At 71.9% G+C, this 17,079-nt stretch carries 18 protein-coding genes and 1 tRNA gene; 13 read left to right on the top strand and 6 right to left on the bottom strand.

Going from position 1 to position 17,079, the window contains the following annotated elements:
• Positions 1-52: 52 nt before the first annotated feature.
• The 3 genes from TNCT6_RS02460 to TNCT6_RS02450 all read right to left on the bottom strand — a co-directional run bounded on the left by TNCT6_RS02460 (position 53) and on the right by TNCT6_RS02450 (position 3,116).
• The gene (locus tag TNCT6_RS02460; RefSeq protein WP_141356094.1) at positions 53-1,057 is read right to left on the bottom strand and encodes a Gfo/Idh/MocA family oxidoreductase; all 1,005 of its coding nucleotides are present in this window, start codon (positions 1,055-1,057) and stop codon (positions 53-55) included.
• 74 nt (positions 1,058-1,131) lie between these two features.
• Positions 1,132-1,932, bottom strand: a complete 801-nt coding sequence (locus tag TNCT6_RS02455) for an SDR family oxidoreductase (protein WP_141356092.1) — start codon at positions 1,930-1,932, stop codon at positions 1,132-1,134.
• Between the two features lie 8 nt (positions 1,933-1,940).
• The gene (locus TNCT6_RS02450) at positions 1,941-3,116 is read right to left on the bottom strand and encodes a phytanoyl-CoA dioxygenase family protein (RefSeq protein WP_141356090.1); all 1,176 of its coding nucleotides are present in this window, start codon (positions 3,114-3,116) and stop codon (positions 1,941-1,943) included.
• 269 nt (positions 3,117-3,385) lie between these two features.
• Between TNCT6_RS02450 and TNCT6_RS02445 the strand changes: the two genes are divergently transcribed.
• A complete protein-coding gene (locus TNCT6_RS02445) occupies positions 3,386-4,420 on the top strand; it encodes a LacI family DNA-binding transcriptional regulator (RefSeq protein WP_141356088.1) in 1,035 nt (344 codons plus the stop codon).
• Positions 4,421-4,435: 15 nt separating this feature from the next.
• Here TNCT6_RS02445 and TNCT6_RS02440 read toward each other — a convergent pair whose 3' ends face one another.
• Complete coding sequence (locus TNCT6_RS02440; RefSeq protein ID WP_141356086.1) at positions 4,436-4,780, bottom strand: cupin domain-containing protein; 345 nt, start codon at positions 4,778-4,780, stop codon at positions 4,436-4,438.
• Positions 4,781-5,010: 230 nt separating this feature from the next.
• Here TNCT6_RS02440 and TNCT6_RS02435 point away from each other — a divergent pair, with 230 nt between their 5' ends.
• The 6 genes from TNCT6_RS02435 to TNCT6_RS02410 all read left to right on the top strand — a co-directional run bounded on the left by TNCT6_RS02435 (position 5,011) and on the right by TNCT6_RS02410 (position 10,826).
• A complete protein-coding gene (locus tag TNCT6_RS02435; protein ID WP_141356084.1) occupies positions 5,011-5,661 on the top strand; it encodes a GntR family transcriptional regulator in 651 nt (216 codons plus the stop codon).
• 96 nt (positions 5,662-5,757) lie between these two features.
• On the top strand, positions 5,758-6,549 hold the full coding sequence (locus tag TNCT6_RS02430) for a PIG-L deacetylase family protein (RefSeq protein ID WP_141356082.1): 792 nt from the start codon (positions 5,758-5,760) through the stop codon (positions 6,547-6,549).
• Complete coding sequence (locus TNCT6_RS02425) at positions 6,546-7,256, top strand: 4-carboxy-4-hydroxy-2-oxoadipate aldolase/oxaloacetate decarboxylase (RefSeq protein ID WP_141356080.1); 711 nt, start codon at positions 6,546-6,548, stop codon at positions 7,254-7,256. Before TNCT6_RS02430 ends, TNCT6_RS02425 begins: the two co-directional genes overlap by 4 nt.
• The gene (locus TNCT6_RS02420; RefSeq protein WP_141356078.1) at positions 7,253-8,395 is read left to right on the top strand and encodes a 4-oxalomesaconate tautomerase; all 1,143 of its coding nucleotides are present in this window, start codon (positions 7,253-7,255) and stop codon (positions 8,393-8,395) included. Before TNCT6_RS02425 ends, TNCT6_RS02420 begins: the two co-directional genes overlap by 4 nt.
• Positions 8,376-9,326, top strand: coding sequence for a catechol 2,3-dioxygenase (locus tag TNCT6_RS02415; protein WP_141356076.1), 951 nt, complete (start codon positions 8,376-8,378; stop codon positions 9,324-9,326). Before TNCT6_RS02420 ends, TNCT6_RS02415 begins: the two co-directional genes overlap by 20 nt.
• A 174-nt stretch (positions 9,327-9,500) precedes the next feature.
• Entirely contained in the window at positions 9,501-10,826 is a 1,326-nt protein-coding gene (locus tag TNCT6_RS02410; RefSeq protein WP_141356074.1) for an aromatic acid/H+ symport family MFS transporter, read from the top strand.
• 23 nt (positions 10,827-10,849) lie between these two features.
• Here TNCT6_RS02410 and TNCT6_RS02405 read toward each other — a convergent pair whose 3' ends face one another.
• A complete protein-coding gene (locus TNCT6_RS02405) occupies positions 10,850-11,707 on the bottom strand; it encodes an XRE family transcriptional regulator (RefSeq protein WP_141356072.1) in 858 nt (285 codons plus the stop codon).
• A 163-nt stretch (positions 11,708-11,870) separates the two neighbouring features.
• Positions 11,871-12,308 carry an SH3 domain-containing protein gene (locus TNCT6_RS02400; RefSeq protein WP_141356070.1) on the bottom strand — a complete coding sequence of 146 codons (438 nt, stop codon included), beginning with the start codon at positions 12,306-12,308 and terminating at the stop codon, positions 11,871-11,873.
• Between the two features lie 239 nt (positions 12,309-12,547).
• Between TNCT6_RS02400 and TNCT6_RS02395 the strand changes: the two genes are divergently transcribed.
• From TNCT6_RS02395 to TNCT6_RS02370, 6 genes are all read left to right on the top strand, one after another.
• Positions 12,548-13,072, top strand: a complete 525-nt coding sequence (locus TNCT6_RS02395) for a MarR family winged helix-turn-helix transcriptional regulator (protein WP_141356068.1) — start codon at positions 12,548-12,550, stop codon at positions 13,070-13,072.
• An 80-nt stretch (positions 13,073-13,152) separates the two neighbouring features.
• A complete protein-coding gene (locus TNCT6_RS02390; protein ID WP_141356066.1) occupies positions 13,153-13,515 on the top strand; it encodes a helix-turn-helix transcriptional regulator in 363 nt (120 codons plus the stop codon).
• A complete protein-coding gene (locus TNCT6_RS02385; RefSeq protein ID WP_141356064.1) occupies positions 13,512-14,147 on the top strand; it encodes an SRPBCC family protein in 636 nt (211 codons plus the stop codon). Before TNCT6_RS02390 ends, TNCT6_RS02385 begins: the two co-directional genes overlap by 4 nt.
• A 75-nt stretch (positions 14,148-14,222) precedes the next feature.
• Positions 14,223-14,296: transfer RNA gene (locus TNCT6_RS02380), tRNA-Pro, on the top strand.
• 285 nt (positions 14,297-14,581) lie between these two features.
• Complete coding sequence (locus TNCT6_RS02375) at positions 14,582-16,003, top strand: APC family permease (RefSeq protein WP_141356062.1); 1,422 nt, start codon at positions 14,582-14,584, stop codon at positions 16,001-16,003.
• Positions 16,004-16,054: 51 nt separating this feature from the next.
• The gene (locus TNCT6_RS02370) at positions 16,055-17,077 is read left to right on the top strand and encodes an acetamidase/formamidase family protein (RefSeq protein WP_141356060.1); all 1,023 of its coding nucleotides are present in this window, start codon (positions 16,055-16,057) and stop codon (positions 17,075-17,077) included.
• Positions 17,078-17,079: the final 2 nt, after the last annotated feature.

Genomic DNA, 17,079 nt, shown 5'->3' with positions numbered 1-17,079 from the left:
GGGCCGGTCGCCGGGGCCATGGAGTCCACGTCGGCGGTCTCGTCCCGGTGGGTCAGATGGTGCGTACCTCATCGATGCGGACCGGGCGGTGTTCGTGGAGGGACAGGGCGCAGGCCTCGGCGATCCAGCCGGCCTCCAGGGCGTCGGCGACCGTGCACGGGGAGGGCAGCCGGCCGGCCACGACCTCGGTGAACGCGGTGAGTTCGGCGCGGTAGGCGGCGGTGAAGCGGTCCATGAAGAAGTCGTGCGGGGTGCCGGCGGGGAAGCTCACCCCGGGTTCGACGGAGCGCAGCGGCAGTTTGTCGTCCAGACCGACGGCGATCGAGTCCTCGAAGCCGTGCAGCTCCATGCGGACGTCGTAACCGCGGGCGTTGTGGCGGCTGTTGGAGACCACCGCGATCGTTCCGTCGTCCAGGGTGAGCACCGCGCCCGTGGTGTCGGCGTCGCCCGCCTCCCTGATGTAGTCGGCGCCCCGGTTGCCGCCGACGGCGTACACCTCGGTCACCTCCCGCCCGGTCACCCAGCGGATGATGTCGAAGTCGTGCACCGAGCAGTCCCGGAAGATCCCGCCGGAGGCGGCGATGTACGCGGCCGGCGGCGGCGCCGGGTCGAGCGTGGTGGACCGCACGGTGTGCAGCCTGCCCAGCTCGCCCGCCCGCACGGCGGCCCGTGCGGCGGCGAAACCGGCGTCGAAGCGGCGGTTGTAGCCGATCTGCACGGGCACACCGCTGCCCTGGACCGCCTTGAGGACCTCGACGCCCTCCGTCATGGTGCGGGCCACCGGCTTCTCGCAGAAGACGGGGACACCGGCGTCGACGGCGGCGAGGATCAGCGCCGGGTGGGCGTCGGTCGCGGCGGCCACGACGACGCCGTCCACCCCGGCGGCCAGGACCGCCTCGGCCGAGTCGGCCACCTCCGCCCCGAACCGCTCGGCGGCGGTCTTGGCGGCGTCCGTGAACGGGTCGGCGAGGACGAGCGACTCGACCGTGTCGAGTCCGGAGAGGGTCTCGGCGTGGAAGGCGCCGATCCGGCCGAGGCCGAGGATTCCGATACGCATGGGGGCTGATGCTCCTTTGGTGCGTGGGTCGTGCGTGGCGGGGGGCGTGGTCGCGCGAGTGGTGCGGCAGTACGTCAGTCCAGTCCGCCGAGCACGTTCTGGTCCCAGTCGATCACGGATCCGGTGACCACGCCGGACCGCTCGGACAGCAGCAGGACCACGAAGTCGGCGATCTCGTCGGGCCGGCCGAGCCTGCCCATCGGCAGCCGCTCTCCGGCCCGCTCCCGCCAGTCGTCACCGGCGCCGTGGAAGGCACGCTGGGTGGCGTCCTCGCCCTCGGTCGCGGTCCAGCCGATGTTCAGGCCGTTGATCCGCACCCGGTCGAAGCGGTGGGCGTGCGCGGCGTTGCGGGTGAGCCCGGCCAGGCCGGCCTTGGCGGCGACGTACGGCGCCAGGAACGGCTGTCCGCCGTGCGCCGAGGACGTGATGATGTTGACGACCGTGCCCGGTGCCCCGCGGGCCACCATGTCTGCCACCGCCGCCTGCATCGCGAAGAACGGCCCCTTGAGGTTGACCGCGATGTGCGCGTCGAACAGCTCGGGCGTGGTGTCGAGGAGCGTGCCGCGCGAGGTCAGCCCCGCGGAGTTCACCAGGCAGTCGATCCGTCCGTACGCGGAGACCACCCGCGCCACCGACCCCCTGGCCTGCTCCGCGTCGGCCAGGTCGGCCCGGACGAACATCGCCTTGCCCCCGGCGGCCGTCAGCTCCGCCACCAGGTCCTCGCCCGGCTCGGTCCGCCGCCCGGTCACGGCGACCACGGCGCCCTCACGGACGGCGGCTCGCGCGATCGCGGCCCCCACACCCTGGCTGCCGCCGTTGACGAGGACGACCTTGCCGTGCAGCAGACCGTTCGTGGATCCGTCGAGAAATCCCATGACTCTCCTCAGCTCTCGCGTCGCCCGGCGGCGGCCCGCAGCTCCGCGCGGAGCGCGTCCGGTGTCCACTCCTCGCGCACCGCCCGCCGTACGAGGTCCGCCTGCGAGGGCGGCGCCAGACCGCCGACCGGCGGATCGCTGTCGAGGTTGGTGGGGAACGGGTAGCCCTCGGCGCTCGCGGCGACGACGCGGTCCAGCCATGCGGCGTCGGCACCCTCCGCCTTGCGCTTGAGCAGCACCGGGAAGACGGCGCCCGCGACGGCCTCGCGGTCCACGGTCTCCATCGCCCGCCCGAAGGCGGAGGAGACCTGGAGCAGGTTGGCCATGCGCCGGACGTCCGCCGACCGGTTCGTCCCGGCGGCGTGGAAGAGCGCCGGGTTGAAGAAGACGGCGTCCCCCTTGGCCAGCGGCAGTTGCACGTGGTGGTCCTCGAAGTAGGCCTGGAACGCGGGCAGTCGCCACGCGAGGTACCCCGGCTCGTACCGCTGCGAGTACGGCAGGTACATCGTCGGACCGGACTCCACGGGCATGTCGCAGTGCGCGACCGCGCCCTGGAGGGTCAGCACGGGGGAGAGCCGGTGGACGTGCGCCGGGTAGGCGGCGGCGACCTCGTTGGCCAGGAACCCCAGGTGGTAGTCGCGGTGCGCCGTCTGGGCCGCGCCGCCCGGGTTGACCACGTTGATCTGCGAGGTGACCTGGTAGCCGGGGCCCAGCCAGGCCTCGCCGACCAGCGCCAGGACGTCGTTCGCGTAGTAGTCGGCGAACGTCTCCGGGTCGTGCAGCGCCGCCTTCTCCAGGGCGTTCCACACCCGGTCGTTGGCGCCCGGCTTGGCGAAGTGGTCCCCGGCGCCCGCGCCCGAGGCGCGTTGCTCGGCGATCAGGGCGCGGAAGACGGCGGTGGCCCGGTCGACCACCGAGGTGTCGGGGAAGGCGCCCCGGAACACCACGATGCCGGGGCCCTCGTCCAGGGCGTGGACCAGTTCGGCCCGCAGGGCGTCGCGGGCGGCGGGGTCGGCGGGCCCGCGCAGCCGCTCGGCGTCGTAGACGAGGACGTCGTGGACCACCGACGAGGCGTGCGGGTAGTCGGCGGCATCGGTCGCCCGCTCGACGAGCGCGCGGAAGGAGTCGAGGTCGCAGTCCTGCTCGGACAGCCGGACGCGGCGGTGTACGGGGGTGGAGGACATCGTCGTCCTTTCGGTCGTCGGGCGACGCGGCCGAGGAACGGTCGTCGGGCGACGCGGCCGAGGAACGGTCGTCGGGCGGGCTCGGTGACGGGGACGGTCATGGGCGGACTCGGGGACGGTGACGGGCGGACTCGGTCACGGGGACGGTCGTCGGCGGACCCGGCCACGAGGGCCGTCGCGTCCTGCCATTCTTGTCAGTACAAACACCTCGAACAACCAGCAGTGAGCCATCAAAAACCCCTCAGGGAACCTCCCAAGGAGCCTGCCGCATGGGCCACCCCTTCCCGATCCGCGAGATAGCACGTCAGGCAGGGCTGAGCGAGGCCACCGTCGACCGGGTGCTCAACGGCCGAGGCGGGGTGCGGGAGAGCACCGCGCGGGAGGTGCACCGGGCCATCGCCGACCTCGACCGGCAGCGCACCCAGGTCCGGCTGGTGGGCCGCACCTTCATGGTCGACATCGTGATGCAGGCACCCGAGCGGTTCAGCACCGCCGTACGGGCCGCCCTGGAGGCCGAACTGCCGTCCCTGCACCCGGCCGTGGTGCGTTCCCGCTTCCACTTCCGCGAGACCGGTCCGGTGCGCGAGCAGATCGCCGTACTCGACCGGATCGCGCGGCGCGGCTCGCAGGGCGTGATCCTCAAGGCCCCGGACGTCCCCGAGGTCAGCGCGGCGGTCGGCCGGCTGGTGGCGGCGGGCATCCCGGTCGTCACCCTGGTCACCGACCTGCCCGCCAGCGCCCGGCTCGGCTACGTCGGCAGCGACAACCGGGCGGCGGGCGCGACGGCCGCGTACCTGATGGGCCAGTGGCTGGGCAACCGGCCCGGCAATGTGCTCACCAGCCTCAGCAGCGGCTTCTTCCGCAACGAGGAGGAACGCGAGATGGGCTTCCGCGGTGCCATGCGCGCCCGCCACCCCGGGCGGGCGCTGGTGGAGATCGCCGAGGGGCAGGGACTGGACGCCACGCAGTACGACCTCGTGCGGGCCGCCCTGGAGCGCGACCCGCAGATCCGCGCGGTCTACTCGATCGGCGGCGGCAACATCGCCACCCTGCGGGCCTTCGCGGACCTCGGCCACGAGTGCGCGGTGTTCATCGCGCACGACCTCGACCAGGACAACACCCGTCTGCTGCGCGAGCACCGCCTGTCCGCCGTGCTCCACCACGACCTGCGGCAGGACATGCGGGAGGCCTGCCACCTGGTGATGCGGGCCCACGGGGCCCTGCCGCCCGCGGGACCGACGCTTCCGTCGGCGATCCAGGTGGTGACCCCGTACAACATGCCGCCGCACCCGGTGGCCGGCTGAACCCCGCGACGTGCCTCACAGGTTGATCGCGTACGCCTTGCGCAGCGTCTCGTGCACCGTCCACTTCGTGCGGTCGCCCTCGCGCAGTACCGCCATGTCGCCGGGGCCGACGTGCAGGGTCGCCCCGCCTTCGACCTCGATGGTCGCCGAGCCGCTGATCACCACGAACAACTCGTCCGCCTCGACGTCGGTGACGACCCCGGGGGTGATCTGCCAGATCCCGCGGATCTGCCGGCCGTCGGCCGACTCCCAGACCACCTTGCCGGTCACCTCGGGCGTCCCGGAGACGATCTGCTCGGGGTCGAGCGGCTCGGGCTCGAGGTCGGCGTCGGGAACGTGCAGAACGAAACTGTGCGTCATGCCGTGACCCTAGCCGGGGCGGACGGCACGGGAACGTGGACAGAGTGTGGGGGATCGGCCCCGGCCCACGGACACTTCGTCGCTTCCCGCGGGAAGCCCGGCAGGTGCGAGCGGGCCTTGGCGGGCAGGCACAGGGGGCAGGTGCGCGCGGGCAGTATGACCAACAAAATTGTTGACAATCTTGTCTCGCTAGATTTAGGTTCGAGACGCACTCACTCAGGGAGGGCACGATGCCGAACCAAGCCCGTCCGAGCAGCGGGGAGCAGGCCAAGCAGCATGCGCTCACGCGGCTGCGGCAGGCGATCCTGCACGGCGAGATGGCACCGGCTCAGCGGCTGGTGGAGAACGAACTCGCCGAGCAGTTCGGTGTGACACGGGCCAGCATCCGCGCGGCGCTGATCGATCTGGAGGCTCAGGGCCTGGTCGAGCGGATCCGCAACCGGGGTTCGCGGGTACGGGTGGTGACCGTGGAGGAAGCGGTCGCCATCACCGAGTGCCGCATGGTCCTCGAAGGGCTGTGCGCGGCCAAGGCGGCCGTCGCGGCGAGCGACGAGCAGCTGGCCGAACTCGTGGACCTCGGCGCGGCGATGGAGAAGGCCGTGAAGGAGGGCGAGCCGGTCACCTACTCCGATCTCAACCACGAACTGCACGCCCGCATCCGGGAGTTCTCCGGCCAGCGCACGGCCGTGGAACTGCTGGAACGGCTCAACGCGCAACTGGTGCGGCACCGCTTTCAGCTGGCGCTGCGGCCGGGACGTCCACAGCAGTCCCTGAGTGAGCACCTGGCCATGATCGAGGCGATCGGGGCCAGGGACCCGCAGGCGGCCGAGGCGGCCGTCCGCGCCCACCTCACCAGCGTGATCGACGCGTTGCGCGACTGACGCGTCGCCCGGCAGGGAGGTCGCGCGACCGTGCGCCGCGCGTACGGCGGCGAGCCGTGGGCGCACACCTGTCCACCACGGCACGGAGTATGAGCAATGACGCATCCAGGCGCGCCCTCGCCCCAGCCCTCGACTTCGCTGGACCAGGGGCGACACCGGTCCCGGCCACGATCGACACTCGTCGTCACCGCGCACGCCGGGGACTTCGTGTGGCGGGCGGGCGGAGCGATCGCCCTGGCCGCCGCGCGCGGTGAGAAGGTCACCATCGCGTGCCTGACCTTCGGCGAGCGCGGCGAGTCGGCCAAGGCCTGGCGCGAGGGGAGGAACCTGGAGGAGATCAAGGAGATACGGCGCGCGGAGGCCGAGCAGGCCGCGGCCGCGCTCGGCGCCGGCATCCTCTACTTCGACGCCGGCGACTACCCCCTCGTTCCCACGCCCGAGTTGACCGACCGGCTCGTCGCTGTTCACCGTGAGACCCAGCCCGACGTGGTCCTCACCCACCCGGTGGAGGACCCGTACAACGGTGACCATCCGGCCGCCAACCGCATGGCGCTGGAGGCCCGTGTACTCGCGCAGGCCATCGGCTACCCCGGCCCCGGCGAGATCATCGGTGCCCCGCCCGTCTTCTACTTCGAGCCGCACCAGCCGGAGATGAGCGGCTTCAGGCCCGAAGTGCTGCTGGACATCACCGAGGTGTGGGAGACCAAACGCGAGGCGATGGAGTGCCTGGGCGCCCAGCGGCACCTGTGGGACTACTACACCGACCTCGCCGTCCGCCGCGGCGTCCAGCTCAAGCGCAACGCCGGCCCCAACCTCGGCCTTCCGCACAAGACCATGGCCGAGGCCTACATGCGCCCCTACCCGCAGGTCACGAAGGAGCTGGCATGAGCGGCGTGATCGTCACCAACCCTCCGAAGGCCGACGCCGAGGACGTACGGGCGCTCGCCGGGTACGGTGTGGCCACCGTCCACGAGGCCATGGGCCGTACCGGTCTGCTGCCGGGGCGCCTGCGCCCGGTCCAGGACGGCGTACGGGTGGCCGGCACCGCCGTGACCGTGCTGTCCTGGCCCGGCGACAATCTCATGATCCACGCCGCCGTCGAGCAGTGCGGCGAGGGCGACATCCTGGTCGTCGCCACCACCTCGCCCTCCACCGACGGCATGTTCGGCGAGCTGTTCGCGACCGCGCTGAAGCGGCGCGGGGTGCGCGGCCTGGTCATCGACGCGGGGGTCCGGGACGTCGCCGAGCTGCGCGGGATGGGCTTCCCCGCCTGGGCCGCCGCCGTGTACGCGCAGGGCACCGTGAAGGCGACCGGCGGCTCGGTCAACGTCCCCGTGGCGATCGGCGGTCAGGTGGTCCGGCCCGGCGACGTGATCCTCGCCGACGACGACGGCGTGGTGGTCGTGGCGCGTGAGAAGGCCCGGCGGACGGTCGCGGCGTCCGAGGTGAGGGAGGCCAAGGAGGCCGCCGCCCGGGCCGCCTTCCTGGACGGCCAACTCGGCTTGGACCGCTACGGGTTGCGCGACAACCTCGCGCAACTGGGCGTGACCTGGCAGGCGTACGACGACCATGTGCGGGACGGAGCCGGGGAGTGACCGGAGCCGAGGGGGTCCGCTGCGCGCTCCTGCGCGGCGGCACCTCCAAGGGCGCGTACTTCCTGGCCGAGGACCTGCCCACCGACCCCGCCGCCCGCGACGACCTGCTGCTGCGGATCATGGGGAGTCCCGACCCGCGCCAGATCGACGGTCTCGGCGGCGGCCATCCGCTCACCAGCAAGGTCGCCGTGGTCTCCGCCTCCGCCGACCCCGCGGCGGACGTGGACTACCTCTTCCTCCAAGTGGCCGTCGACCGAGCTGAGGTGACGGACCGCCAGAACTGCGGCAACATCCTCGCCGGAGTCGGGCCGTTCGCCGTCGAGCGAGGACTCGTGCCTCCCGGGGACGGCGAGACCTCGGTACGGATCCGGATGCGCAACACCGGGGAGTCGGCGGTCGCGACCTTTCCCACCCCCGGCGGGCGCGTCGACCACACCGGCCGCGCCGCGATCTCCGGGGTACCTGGCACCGCCGCTCCGGTGATGATCGAGTTCCCGGCCGCCGGCCGCCCGCTGCTGCCCACCGGCCGGGTCCGGGACACGATCGCCGGTACGGACGTGACGTGCGTGGACAACGGCATGCCGACCGTGCTGATCCCCGCCACCGCGCTGAAGGTCACCGGCTACGAGGATCCGGCGGAACTGGAGGAGGACCGGCAACTGGCCGACCGGCTGCGGGAGATCCGGCTGGCAGCCGGCCCGCTCATGGGCCTCGGCGACGTCGAGTCCGCGACCGTGCCCAAACTGAGCCTGCTGGCGCCGCCCCGGAACGGCGGTGCCGTGACGACCCGGACCTTCATCCCGGTGCGCTGCCACACCTCCATCGGCGTCCTCGGCGCCGCGAGCGTGGCGGCGGGACTCGCCCTCCCCGGCAGCGTGGCCGAGGGCATCGCACGGCCGCCCGCCGAGGGCCACCGTATGCGCATCGAACACCCCACCGGATTGCTGGAGGTCGACACCGACGTCGTACCCGGCGCCGGTGACGCCCCTCCCGTCGCCCGCCGCACCGCCGTGGTGCGCACCGCGCGCAAGATCTTCGACGGCACCGTCTTCCCCCGGCCGGCCGGTGTCCTTCCCGCCGCCCCCACCCCCGCCCCCGCACGAACCCCTGGAGGCAACGATGGCTCCGCCCCTTCGTGACATCGCCCATATCGGCCACGCCCAGCTGTTCACCCCGGACCTGGACGCCAGCGTCGCCTTCTTCACCGACTACCTCGGGCTCACCGTCAACGAGCGGCACGGCGACACCGTCCACCTGCGCACCTTCGACGACTACGAGCACCACAGCCTGGTGCTCACCGCCCGCGACCAGCCCGGTCTCGGCCGGCTCGCCCTGCGGACGTCCAGCGAGGAAGCCCTCCAGCGCCGGGTGAAGGCGATCGAGGAGACGGGCCGCCCCGGCCGCTGGACCGAGGACGAACCCGGACTCGGCAGGCTGTACGTCACCACCGACCCCGACGGGCACGAGCACGCGCTCTACTGGGAGAGCGAGCACCATCGGGCCCCCGGCGAGCTGAAGCCCGCGCTGAAGAACCAGCCCCAGGCCAAGCCCAACCGGGGCGTGGGCGTGCGCCGTCTGGACCACGTCAACTTCCTCGCCGCCGACGTGCTCGCCAACGCCGAGTTCCAGCAGCGGGTGCTGGGTGCCCGGCCCACCGAGCAGATACGGCTGGACTCCGGCAGGATCGCGGCCCGTTGGCTGACCTTCACCGACAAGTCGTACGACGTCGTCTATACCGAGGACTGGACGGGTTCCAGCGGCCGGCTGCACCACATCGCCTTCGCCACCGACACCCGTGAGGACATCCTGCGCGCCGCCGATCTCGCCATCGACAGCGGAGTGTTCATCGAGACCGGTCCGCACAAGCACGCCATCCAGCAGACGTTCTTCCTCTACGTCTACGAACCGGGCGGCAACCGCGTCGAGTTGTGCAACCCGCTCACCCGGCTGGTGCTGGCGCCGGACTGGCCGCTGATCACCTGGACCGAGGCCGACCGGGCCAAGGGGCAGGCCTGGGGCCTGCGGACCATCGAGTCCTTCCACACCCACGGAACACCCCCCGTCGGCTGAGACGGAAGGGACGAGCGAGGGCCGCACACGGTGGTGTGCGGCCCTCCTTCGGTTCCGAGGCCACAGCCCGCGGACCACGCGCCCTGATTGTTGCTGAGATTGTTGACAAAAACGTTGACTCTTTTTTCGGGGCTCCTTAGCGTCTAGCGCACCCACGTACGAGAGGTAGCAACGATGTCCTCCTCCACCGCTCTGTCCGGGCGCGGCAGCAGACTGGCCGCGCTGGTCGTCGGTCTGTGCTGGCTGGCCGTGCTCTTCGACGGCCTCGACATGTTCATCTACGGCTCGGTGCTGCCGCACATGCTGGAGCAGAAGGCCCTCGGGATCACCCCCGGCCAGGCCGGCGACCTCGGCAGCTACGCCACCTTCGGCATGCTCGTCGGCGCGCTGACCTCGGGCACGGTCGCCGACCGGATCGGCCGCAAGAAGCTCATGGTCGCCTGTGTCGCGCTCTTCTCCCTGGCCTCCGGCCTGTGCGCGGTCTCCGGCAGCGTCACGGTGTTCGGTCTCGGCCGGACCATCGCGGGCGTCGGTCTCGGCGGTCTGCTGCCCACCGCGATCAGCATGGTCACGGACTACGCCCGGGGCGGCCGCGGCGCCCTCACCGTCGGCGCCCTGATGACCGCTCACCACGCCGGGGGCATCCTCTCCGCCTACGTGGCCAAGTGGCTCGTGGAGCCCGTCGGCTGGCGCGCCGCGTTCTGGGTCTGCGTGGCCCCGCTGCTGTTCGTGCCGGTGCTCGCCAAGGCCATGCCGGAGTCGCTGAGCTTCCTCGTCGCCAAGGGCCGCGCCGACGAGGCCCGTGAACTGGCCGCCCGCTACGCGGTGGAGCTGCCCGCGGCGCCCGCCCGCAAGGAGGGCGCCGACCGCTGGGCCGCCCTGGCCGGCCTCTTCCGCGGCGGCGAGTGGATCCAGACCCTGCTGTACTGGCTGGCCTCCTTCGGCGGTCTGCTCCTCGTCTACGGCGTCGCCACCTGGCTGCCCACCCTGATGCGCGGCGAGGGCTACAACCTGGGCTCCGCGCTCACCTTCGTGGTCCTGTTCAACCTCGGCGGCATCGTGGGCATGCTCGTCGCCGGCCGCGCCTCCGACCGCTTCGGCGCCCCGCGCATCTCGGCGATCTGGTTCGCGCTGACCGCCGCCGGGGTCTTCCTGCTCAGCGTCCACATGCCGCCGGCGCTGACGTTCACGGTGGTGTTCCTCACCGGTGTGTTCCTCAACAGCGCGCAGACCATGATCTACGCCACGGTCTCCATCCGCTCCAACGCCGGAAACCGCGCCACCGCCGTCGGCTGGACCTCCGGCATGGGCCGCTTCGGCGCCGTCTTCGGCCCCTGGCTCGGCGGCCAGTTGCTGGCCGCCGACCGCGGCGACTGGGGTTTCACGGCCTTCGCGCTGGCCGGCGTCTCCTCCACGGTCTTCATCGGCATCGCGGCCCTGCGGAGCCGGAAGGACCCCGCGCAGAGCAGCCCCCGCCAGGACCTCCTGGCCGCGAGCTGACACTCCCGCCCTTTCCGTGGGCGTCACGGGTGGTCCGGCGCGTCGGGGTCCAGGCCGGTGCAGGCCAGCTTCCCCTCGACCTCGGCGCAGGCCTCCACACCCCGCGGGGAGGAGACGCTGATCATGGGGCTCGTGTCGCCGCTGGCGTCGGCGGCGGCGTAGGTGGCCGACAGAACGTTCCCGCCCACCCGTACGGAGATCTCCCGGGCGACCGCGCCCCGTACCCGCACCTGGGACCAGGCGGTACGGCAGGAGGGCGAGTACCGCAGCCACACGGTGTACGTCGCGCCCGCCACGGCGCTCTGGGTGCGCGCGTCCCCGGCACAGGACGAGGCATCGGGCAACTCGCCCTGACAGGAGGCGCTGTGACAGCGTGGCGACGCCATCACCACCCGGGCGCCCGGTGGCCTGCCGGGGGAGGGCGTGAGGAGGCCCGCGGCCACCGCGGTGGCCGCGGCGGGCAGGGCGAGGGCCGTCAGCAGCGGCAGGCGTCTCAGCCGCGCCCTGAACGGATTCGCCGGCTCGGACGCGCACTCGGCCTCGGGACGGGGGATGGGCTCGGCTCCGGACTTGTGTCCGGGATCCGGTCCGGGATCGGAATCAGGCCCGGGATCGGGCTCGGCGGCCACGGAAGGCGACTCGCCGACGGCGTCCCACAGGGCCAGCGCCGGGACCGGATCGGCGCCCGCGAGCCGGGCGAGCGCCTCCACGGCCGACCGGGGCGGGTGCTTGGCCCCGGTCAGATAGCGGTGCCAGGCGGACTTGCTGTACGGAGTGCGCGCGGCCAGGGCCGCCAGGCTCAGACCCGTACGGTCCCGCAGCTCGCGCAGGGCTGTCGTCAACTGCCCGGTTGATGCTGCCGTTCCTTGGGGTTGCCGCATGCTGCTGCTCCCGACTCCACTCCCGCTTTGGGCGTTTCGCCCCGGTTGTCGGGATGGTTTCCCGGGCTGAGGGCACCGACACACCTCGAACGGACGGCCCGTCCGGGAGCGTGCTGCTCCTGGACGGGCCCGGCCGGTCACCGCGTACGTGCGTGACGGCGCGTCAGCACCACGGCAGGGTGCTCCGTACCCGGACGTAGTGCGCGGAGACGTAACCCCGTGCGTGCGCGAGGCGGTACCACTGCCGGGTGCCGCCCACCCATGACCCGTGCGTCCGGCACTTCAGCGCCACCAGACGGTGTGAGTGCCGGACGCCGACCACCCGGTACCGGGTGCTGGGGCCGGAGCGGACGTTCAGTGCCCGGCGGTGCGTGACCACGCGTCCGAGGGAGTGGATCGAACGGTGGTGCGTCGCCCAGCGGTTGACGTGACGCGCCGGCTGGGCGGGCTCGGGCAGCATCGGGGGAAGCAGGTGCGGGGCGAGCGCCGACACGGCCGGGCGTGAGCCGGGGTGGGCCGGGGCGGCGTCGGCCGCCGTGGGCACGAGCGCGAGCGTCGCGACCGCGGCCAGCACACCGCTGGTGAGGGTCCGTCGGATCATGGAAACCTCCGGGCTGTCGTTCCTGCGATCACGCGTCGTGATCGCATGCCGCCCAGCGTTTCCGCGCCACGCCTCCGGGATGCCGTCCCCGCGTCCCCGGGGACGTCCCAGCCGTCCCCGGGGACGGGGCCCGGGGCGTGACCGGTCGGGAAGACGGCTCCGCGTACACGTCGCCGTACTGCGTTCCAAGGTCGCAGCAAATTACTTGAGTAAGGCAATGATATGGTAAAGTTGCGGGTATGGTCACTCCATCGTTGCCCACCGGACCCGTCTCGCCCGAAGTGGCCGAGATCGAGCGCGCCCTGATGCGCATCACCTACCTGGGGACACGGGCCCGGCAGCACGAGAGGCTGATGAGTCTGGCCGGGGTGCCGCTGGACCGGGCGGCGGTCGCCCTGCTGCGCCAGATCGCCGACTGCGAGCCGCAGCGGCCGGGGGAGCTGGCCAACCGTCTGGGCGTTGAGGCCTCCCACGTCACGCGCACGGTGCAGCAGTTGGAGCGCTCCGGCCATGTGATCCGGATTCCCGACCCCGACGACCGTCGTGCCCAGCGCATCCGGCTCACCGACCTCGGTAAGGACGCCATCTCCCGCATCCGGGAGGTCGGGGCCCGGGGTATGCAGCTCGCCCTGGCCGACTGGTCCCCGGAGGACCTGCGCCGCCTCGCGGCGCTCTTCCACCGCATGGTCGACGACTTCCTCGTCTACGCCAAGGATGTCGAGGGTGAACACGAGGCCGCAGAGGCGGCCCGGCGCACGCGCTGAGGGTCTGCCGGGCTCCGGGGCCGCGCCGGATGGCGTATCAGTGGTGACTTATATAAGTGGTGGGTGATACGTTGGCGGCCATGCACGCGTTCGACGTCCTCGGCGACCCCGTCCGGCGGCGGATACTGGAACTGCTCGCCGACGGCGAGAAGACCTCCGGCGCCGTCTGCGACGCCGTCACGGCGGAGTTCGGGATCTCGCAGCCCGCGGTGTCGCAGCATCTGAAGGTGCTGCGGGAGAACGGCTTCGCGACCGTCCGCCCCGAGGGCGCCCGGCGGCTGTACGCGGTGAACTCCGCACCGCTCAGGGACGTCGACGCCTGGCTCGACCGGTTCCGCGGCTTCTGGGCCCAGCCCCTGGACGCGCTGGCCACCGAGCTGGCCCGCGGCAGGCGCGAACGCCGGCTGCGCGGTGCCGACGACCCCCCGAGGAGCACCCCATGATCGACGTGACCCATCAGATCAACGCCGTGGACCGCCAGGTCGGCCGCCGCGTCTTCAAGGCGGCCGAGGCCCGTGTGGTCACCGTGAGCCAGTCCTACGACGCCCCCCTCGACGACGTCTGGGACGCCTGCACCAACCCCGAGCGCATCCCGCGCTGGTTCCTCCCCGTCACCGGCGAACTCCGCCTGGACGGCCACTACCAGCTCGAAGGCAACGCCGGCGGCACGATCGAACGCTGCGACCCGCCCAAGGGCTTCGCCGCGACCTGGGAGTACGGCGGCGAGACCAGTTGGATCGAGCTGCGCCTGACCCCGCGGGACGGCGGCGGCACGCGCTTCGAGCTGGACCACCTCTTCCACATCGACGACACCAAGTGGGGCGAGTTCGGCCCCGGCGCGGTCGGGGTCGGCTGGGACATGATGCTCATCGGTCTGACCCTCCACCTGTCGAGCGGCGCTCCGGTCGACTCCCGCGAGGCCATGGCCTGGATGGGCTCCGAGGAGGGCCGTCGATTCGTCGCCGCGAGCAGCGAGGGGTGGTACGCGGCCAACGTCGCGAGCGGCGAGGACCCGGCCCGCGCACGCGAGGCCGCCGACCGCACCACCGCCGCCTACACGGGGGCGGAGGGATAGCCGGAAATCGGCCGCACCCGCCCGCGTAAGGTAAGGTTCACCTGCGCGTTCGGGCGGATCCCCGCACGAACGCACCGGGACGTGGCGCAGCTTGGTAGCGCACTTGACTGGGGGTCAAGGGGTCGCAGGTTCAAATCCTGTCGTCCCGACTTTGCGAAGTCGCCGGTCAGGGGCCTTTTCAGAAGACATCTGAGAAGGCCCCTCGATCGTTCCTGGGGACCATGTGGCGAGCAGCGCACGTGACTGGGCCGGGCGCGCACGGCCTGTTGGGGACCATCACCCGGGGCGCTCTTCGGTTCGCCCTCGCCCATGAGCGGTGGCCACGCGGCCGGGGCGCGACCGACCGGCCCGTCCCCACCGTAACGCTTCCGTCCGGAACCGACTGGCCCTACGCTCTCCCCGCAGTTCCGGCACCCAGCAGTGAGGAGAACGCGATGGCCGAACATCCGCCTCCCGACTCGCTCCAGAACTACGGCTACCGGCAAGAACTCCACCGCTCCCTGACCTTCCGCGACCTGCTGGTCTACGGGCTGGTCTTCATGGTGCCCATCGCGCCCTTCGGGATCTTCGGCAGCGTCTTCCAGGGCTCCGGCGGCATGGTCGCCCTGACCTACGCGATCGGCATGGTGGCGATGATGTTCACCGCGCTGTCGTACGCGCAGATGGCCCGGGCGTTCCCCATGTCCGGCTCGGTCTACGCGTACGCCGGACGGGGCATCGCGGCTCCCGTCGGGTTCCTCTCCGGCTGGATGATCCTCCTCGACTACGTGCTGGTGCCCGGACTGCTGTACCTGATCGCCGGGATCGCCATGAACTCGCTGGTCCCGGCCGTCCCGGTGTGGCTCTGGCTGCTGGGCTTCGTGGTACTCAACACCGCGGTCAACTACGCGGGCATCCGGATGACCGCGCGGGTCAACAAGGTGATGCTGCTGGCCGAACTCGTCGTGCTGGCGGCCTTCGTGGTGATCGGCGTGATCGCGCTCGCCCGGGGCAAGGGCCGCGGTTTCGACTTCACCGCGGTCTACAACGGCGGGACCTTCTCCTGGGGGCTGGTCTTCGGCGCCGTCTCCATCGCCGTGCTGAGCTTCCTCGGGTTCGACGGCATCTCGATGCTGGCCGAGGAGAACAAGGAATCCGCCCGCGCCATCGGTCGTTCGATGGTGGCGGCGCTGCTGCTGGCCGGCGCCCTGTTCATCGTCCAGACCTGGCTGGCCTCCCTGCTGGTGCCCGACCCGGACAAGCTCATCGACCGGGGCGACCCCGACGGCACCGCCTTCTACGACGCGGCCCGCGTGGCCTCCGGCGAGTGGCTGGCCACCCTGACCGCCGCGGCCACCGCCGTGGCCTGGGGCTTCGCCAACTCGCTGGTGGCCCAGGCCGCCACCTCCCGACTGCTCTACGCGATGGCACGGGACCGGCAACTGCCCTCTTTCCTGGCCAGGGTTCACCCACGGCACCGGGTTCCGGTCAACGCGACCCTGCTCACGGCCGCCGTCTCGCTGGTGCTGGGCCTCTACATGAACTCCCGCGACGACGGCGTGACTCTGCTGAGCACTCTGATCAACTTCGGTGCGCTGACGACCTTCCTGGTCCTGCACGTGTCCGTGGTCGTCCACTACCTGATCCGCCGGCGCAGCCGTGACTACTGGCGGCATCTGATCGCGCCCGCCATCGGCTTCGCCATCCTGGCCTACGTCGTGTTCAACGCCGACATCGCCGCGCAGCGACTGGGGTTCGTCTGGCTGGGCGTCGGTGCGGCGGTACTGGCCGGGCTGCTGCTGACCGGTCGCCGACCGCGCCTGGCCGTCATGGAGACCACGGACGAGCCGGCGGCGACACCGCCGCGCGACGGATAGGCGCCGCTCGCCCACGCCGCATCCCGTACACCCCGCAGGCAAGGAGTCGCATTGAACACGCTCGCCCAGGTGATCAGCATCCCCACGGACCCGGACCGGTACGCCTACTCCTTCGGCGGCGGGTCGCCCGTCGTGACGGTGCCGCCCGGCAGCATCGTGGAGCTGACCACCGAGGACTGCTTCGGCGGCCGGGTACGCGCAACGGCCGACCTGCCCAGCCAGGTGTGCACCTTCCCCTACCTGAACCCGGTCACCGGTCCCATCGCCGTCGCCGGCGCCGAACCCGGCGACGCGCTGGCGGTGCACTTCGTGGACATCTCCCCGGCCCGTGACTGGGGCGTGTCCAGCACCTTCCCGCACTTCGGCGCGCTGACCGCCACCCATACCACCGCCATGCTGCATCCGGCGCTGGAGGAGCGGGTCTGGCTGTACGCCATCGACGCCAAGGCCGGCACCTGCCGGTTCGAGGCCCGCCGCAGTGACTTCGCGGTGGACCTGCCGCTGGATCCGATGCACGGCACGGTCGGCGTCGCCCCCGCCGCGGGCGAACGGCTGATGTCCATCTCGCCGGGTGTGCACGGCGGCAACATGGACACACCCGAGCTGCGCGCCGGAACCACCGTGTACTTCGGGGTCAACGTCGAGGGCGCGATGCTCGCCATCGGGGACGGCCACGCCCGGCAGGGTGAGGGCGAGGTGTGCGGGACCGCTGTGGAGACCGCCATGAACACGGTCGTGGCCGTGGATCTCGTCAAGGGCGGCGCGCCCGCGGTGCCGCGGCTGGAGAACGACGACTTCCTGCTGAGCACGGGCCACGCGCGCCCCCTGGAGGACGCCTTCCGGATCAGCCAGCACGATCTGGTGCAGTGGACGGCGGATCTGCTGGGGCTCGACCAGCTGGACGCCTACCAGCTGGTCAGCCAGGCCGGGCTGGCACCGGCGGCGAACGTCTGCGACACCCAGTACACGATGGTCGCCAAGCTGCCCAAGCGGATCCTCGGCGGCGCCCGCGCCTACACCGGGGTCCACGACCGGTTGCGGGCGCTGGGCGCGGAATACCTGCGGCAGCGCTGAGC

The sequence above is a fragment of the Streptomyces sp. 6-11-2 genome, assembly GCF_006540305.1.
Classification (GTDB): Bacteria; Actinomycetota; Actinomycetes; order Streptomycetales; family Streptomycetaceae; genus Streptomyces.
This window is presented reverse-complemented; position numbering and strand designations above follow the sequence as displayed.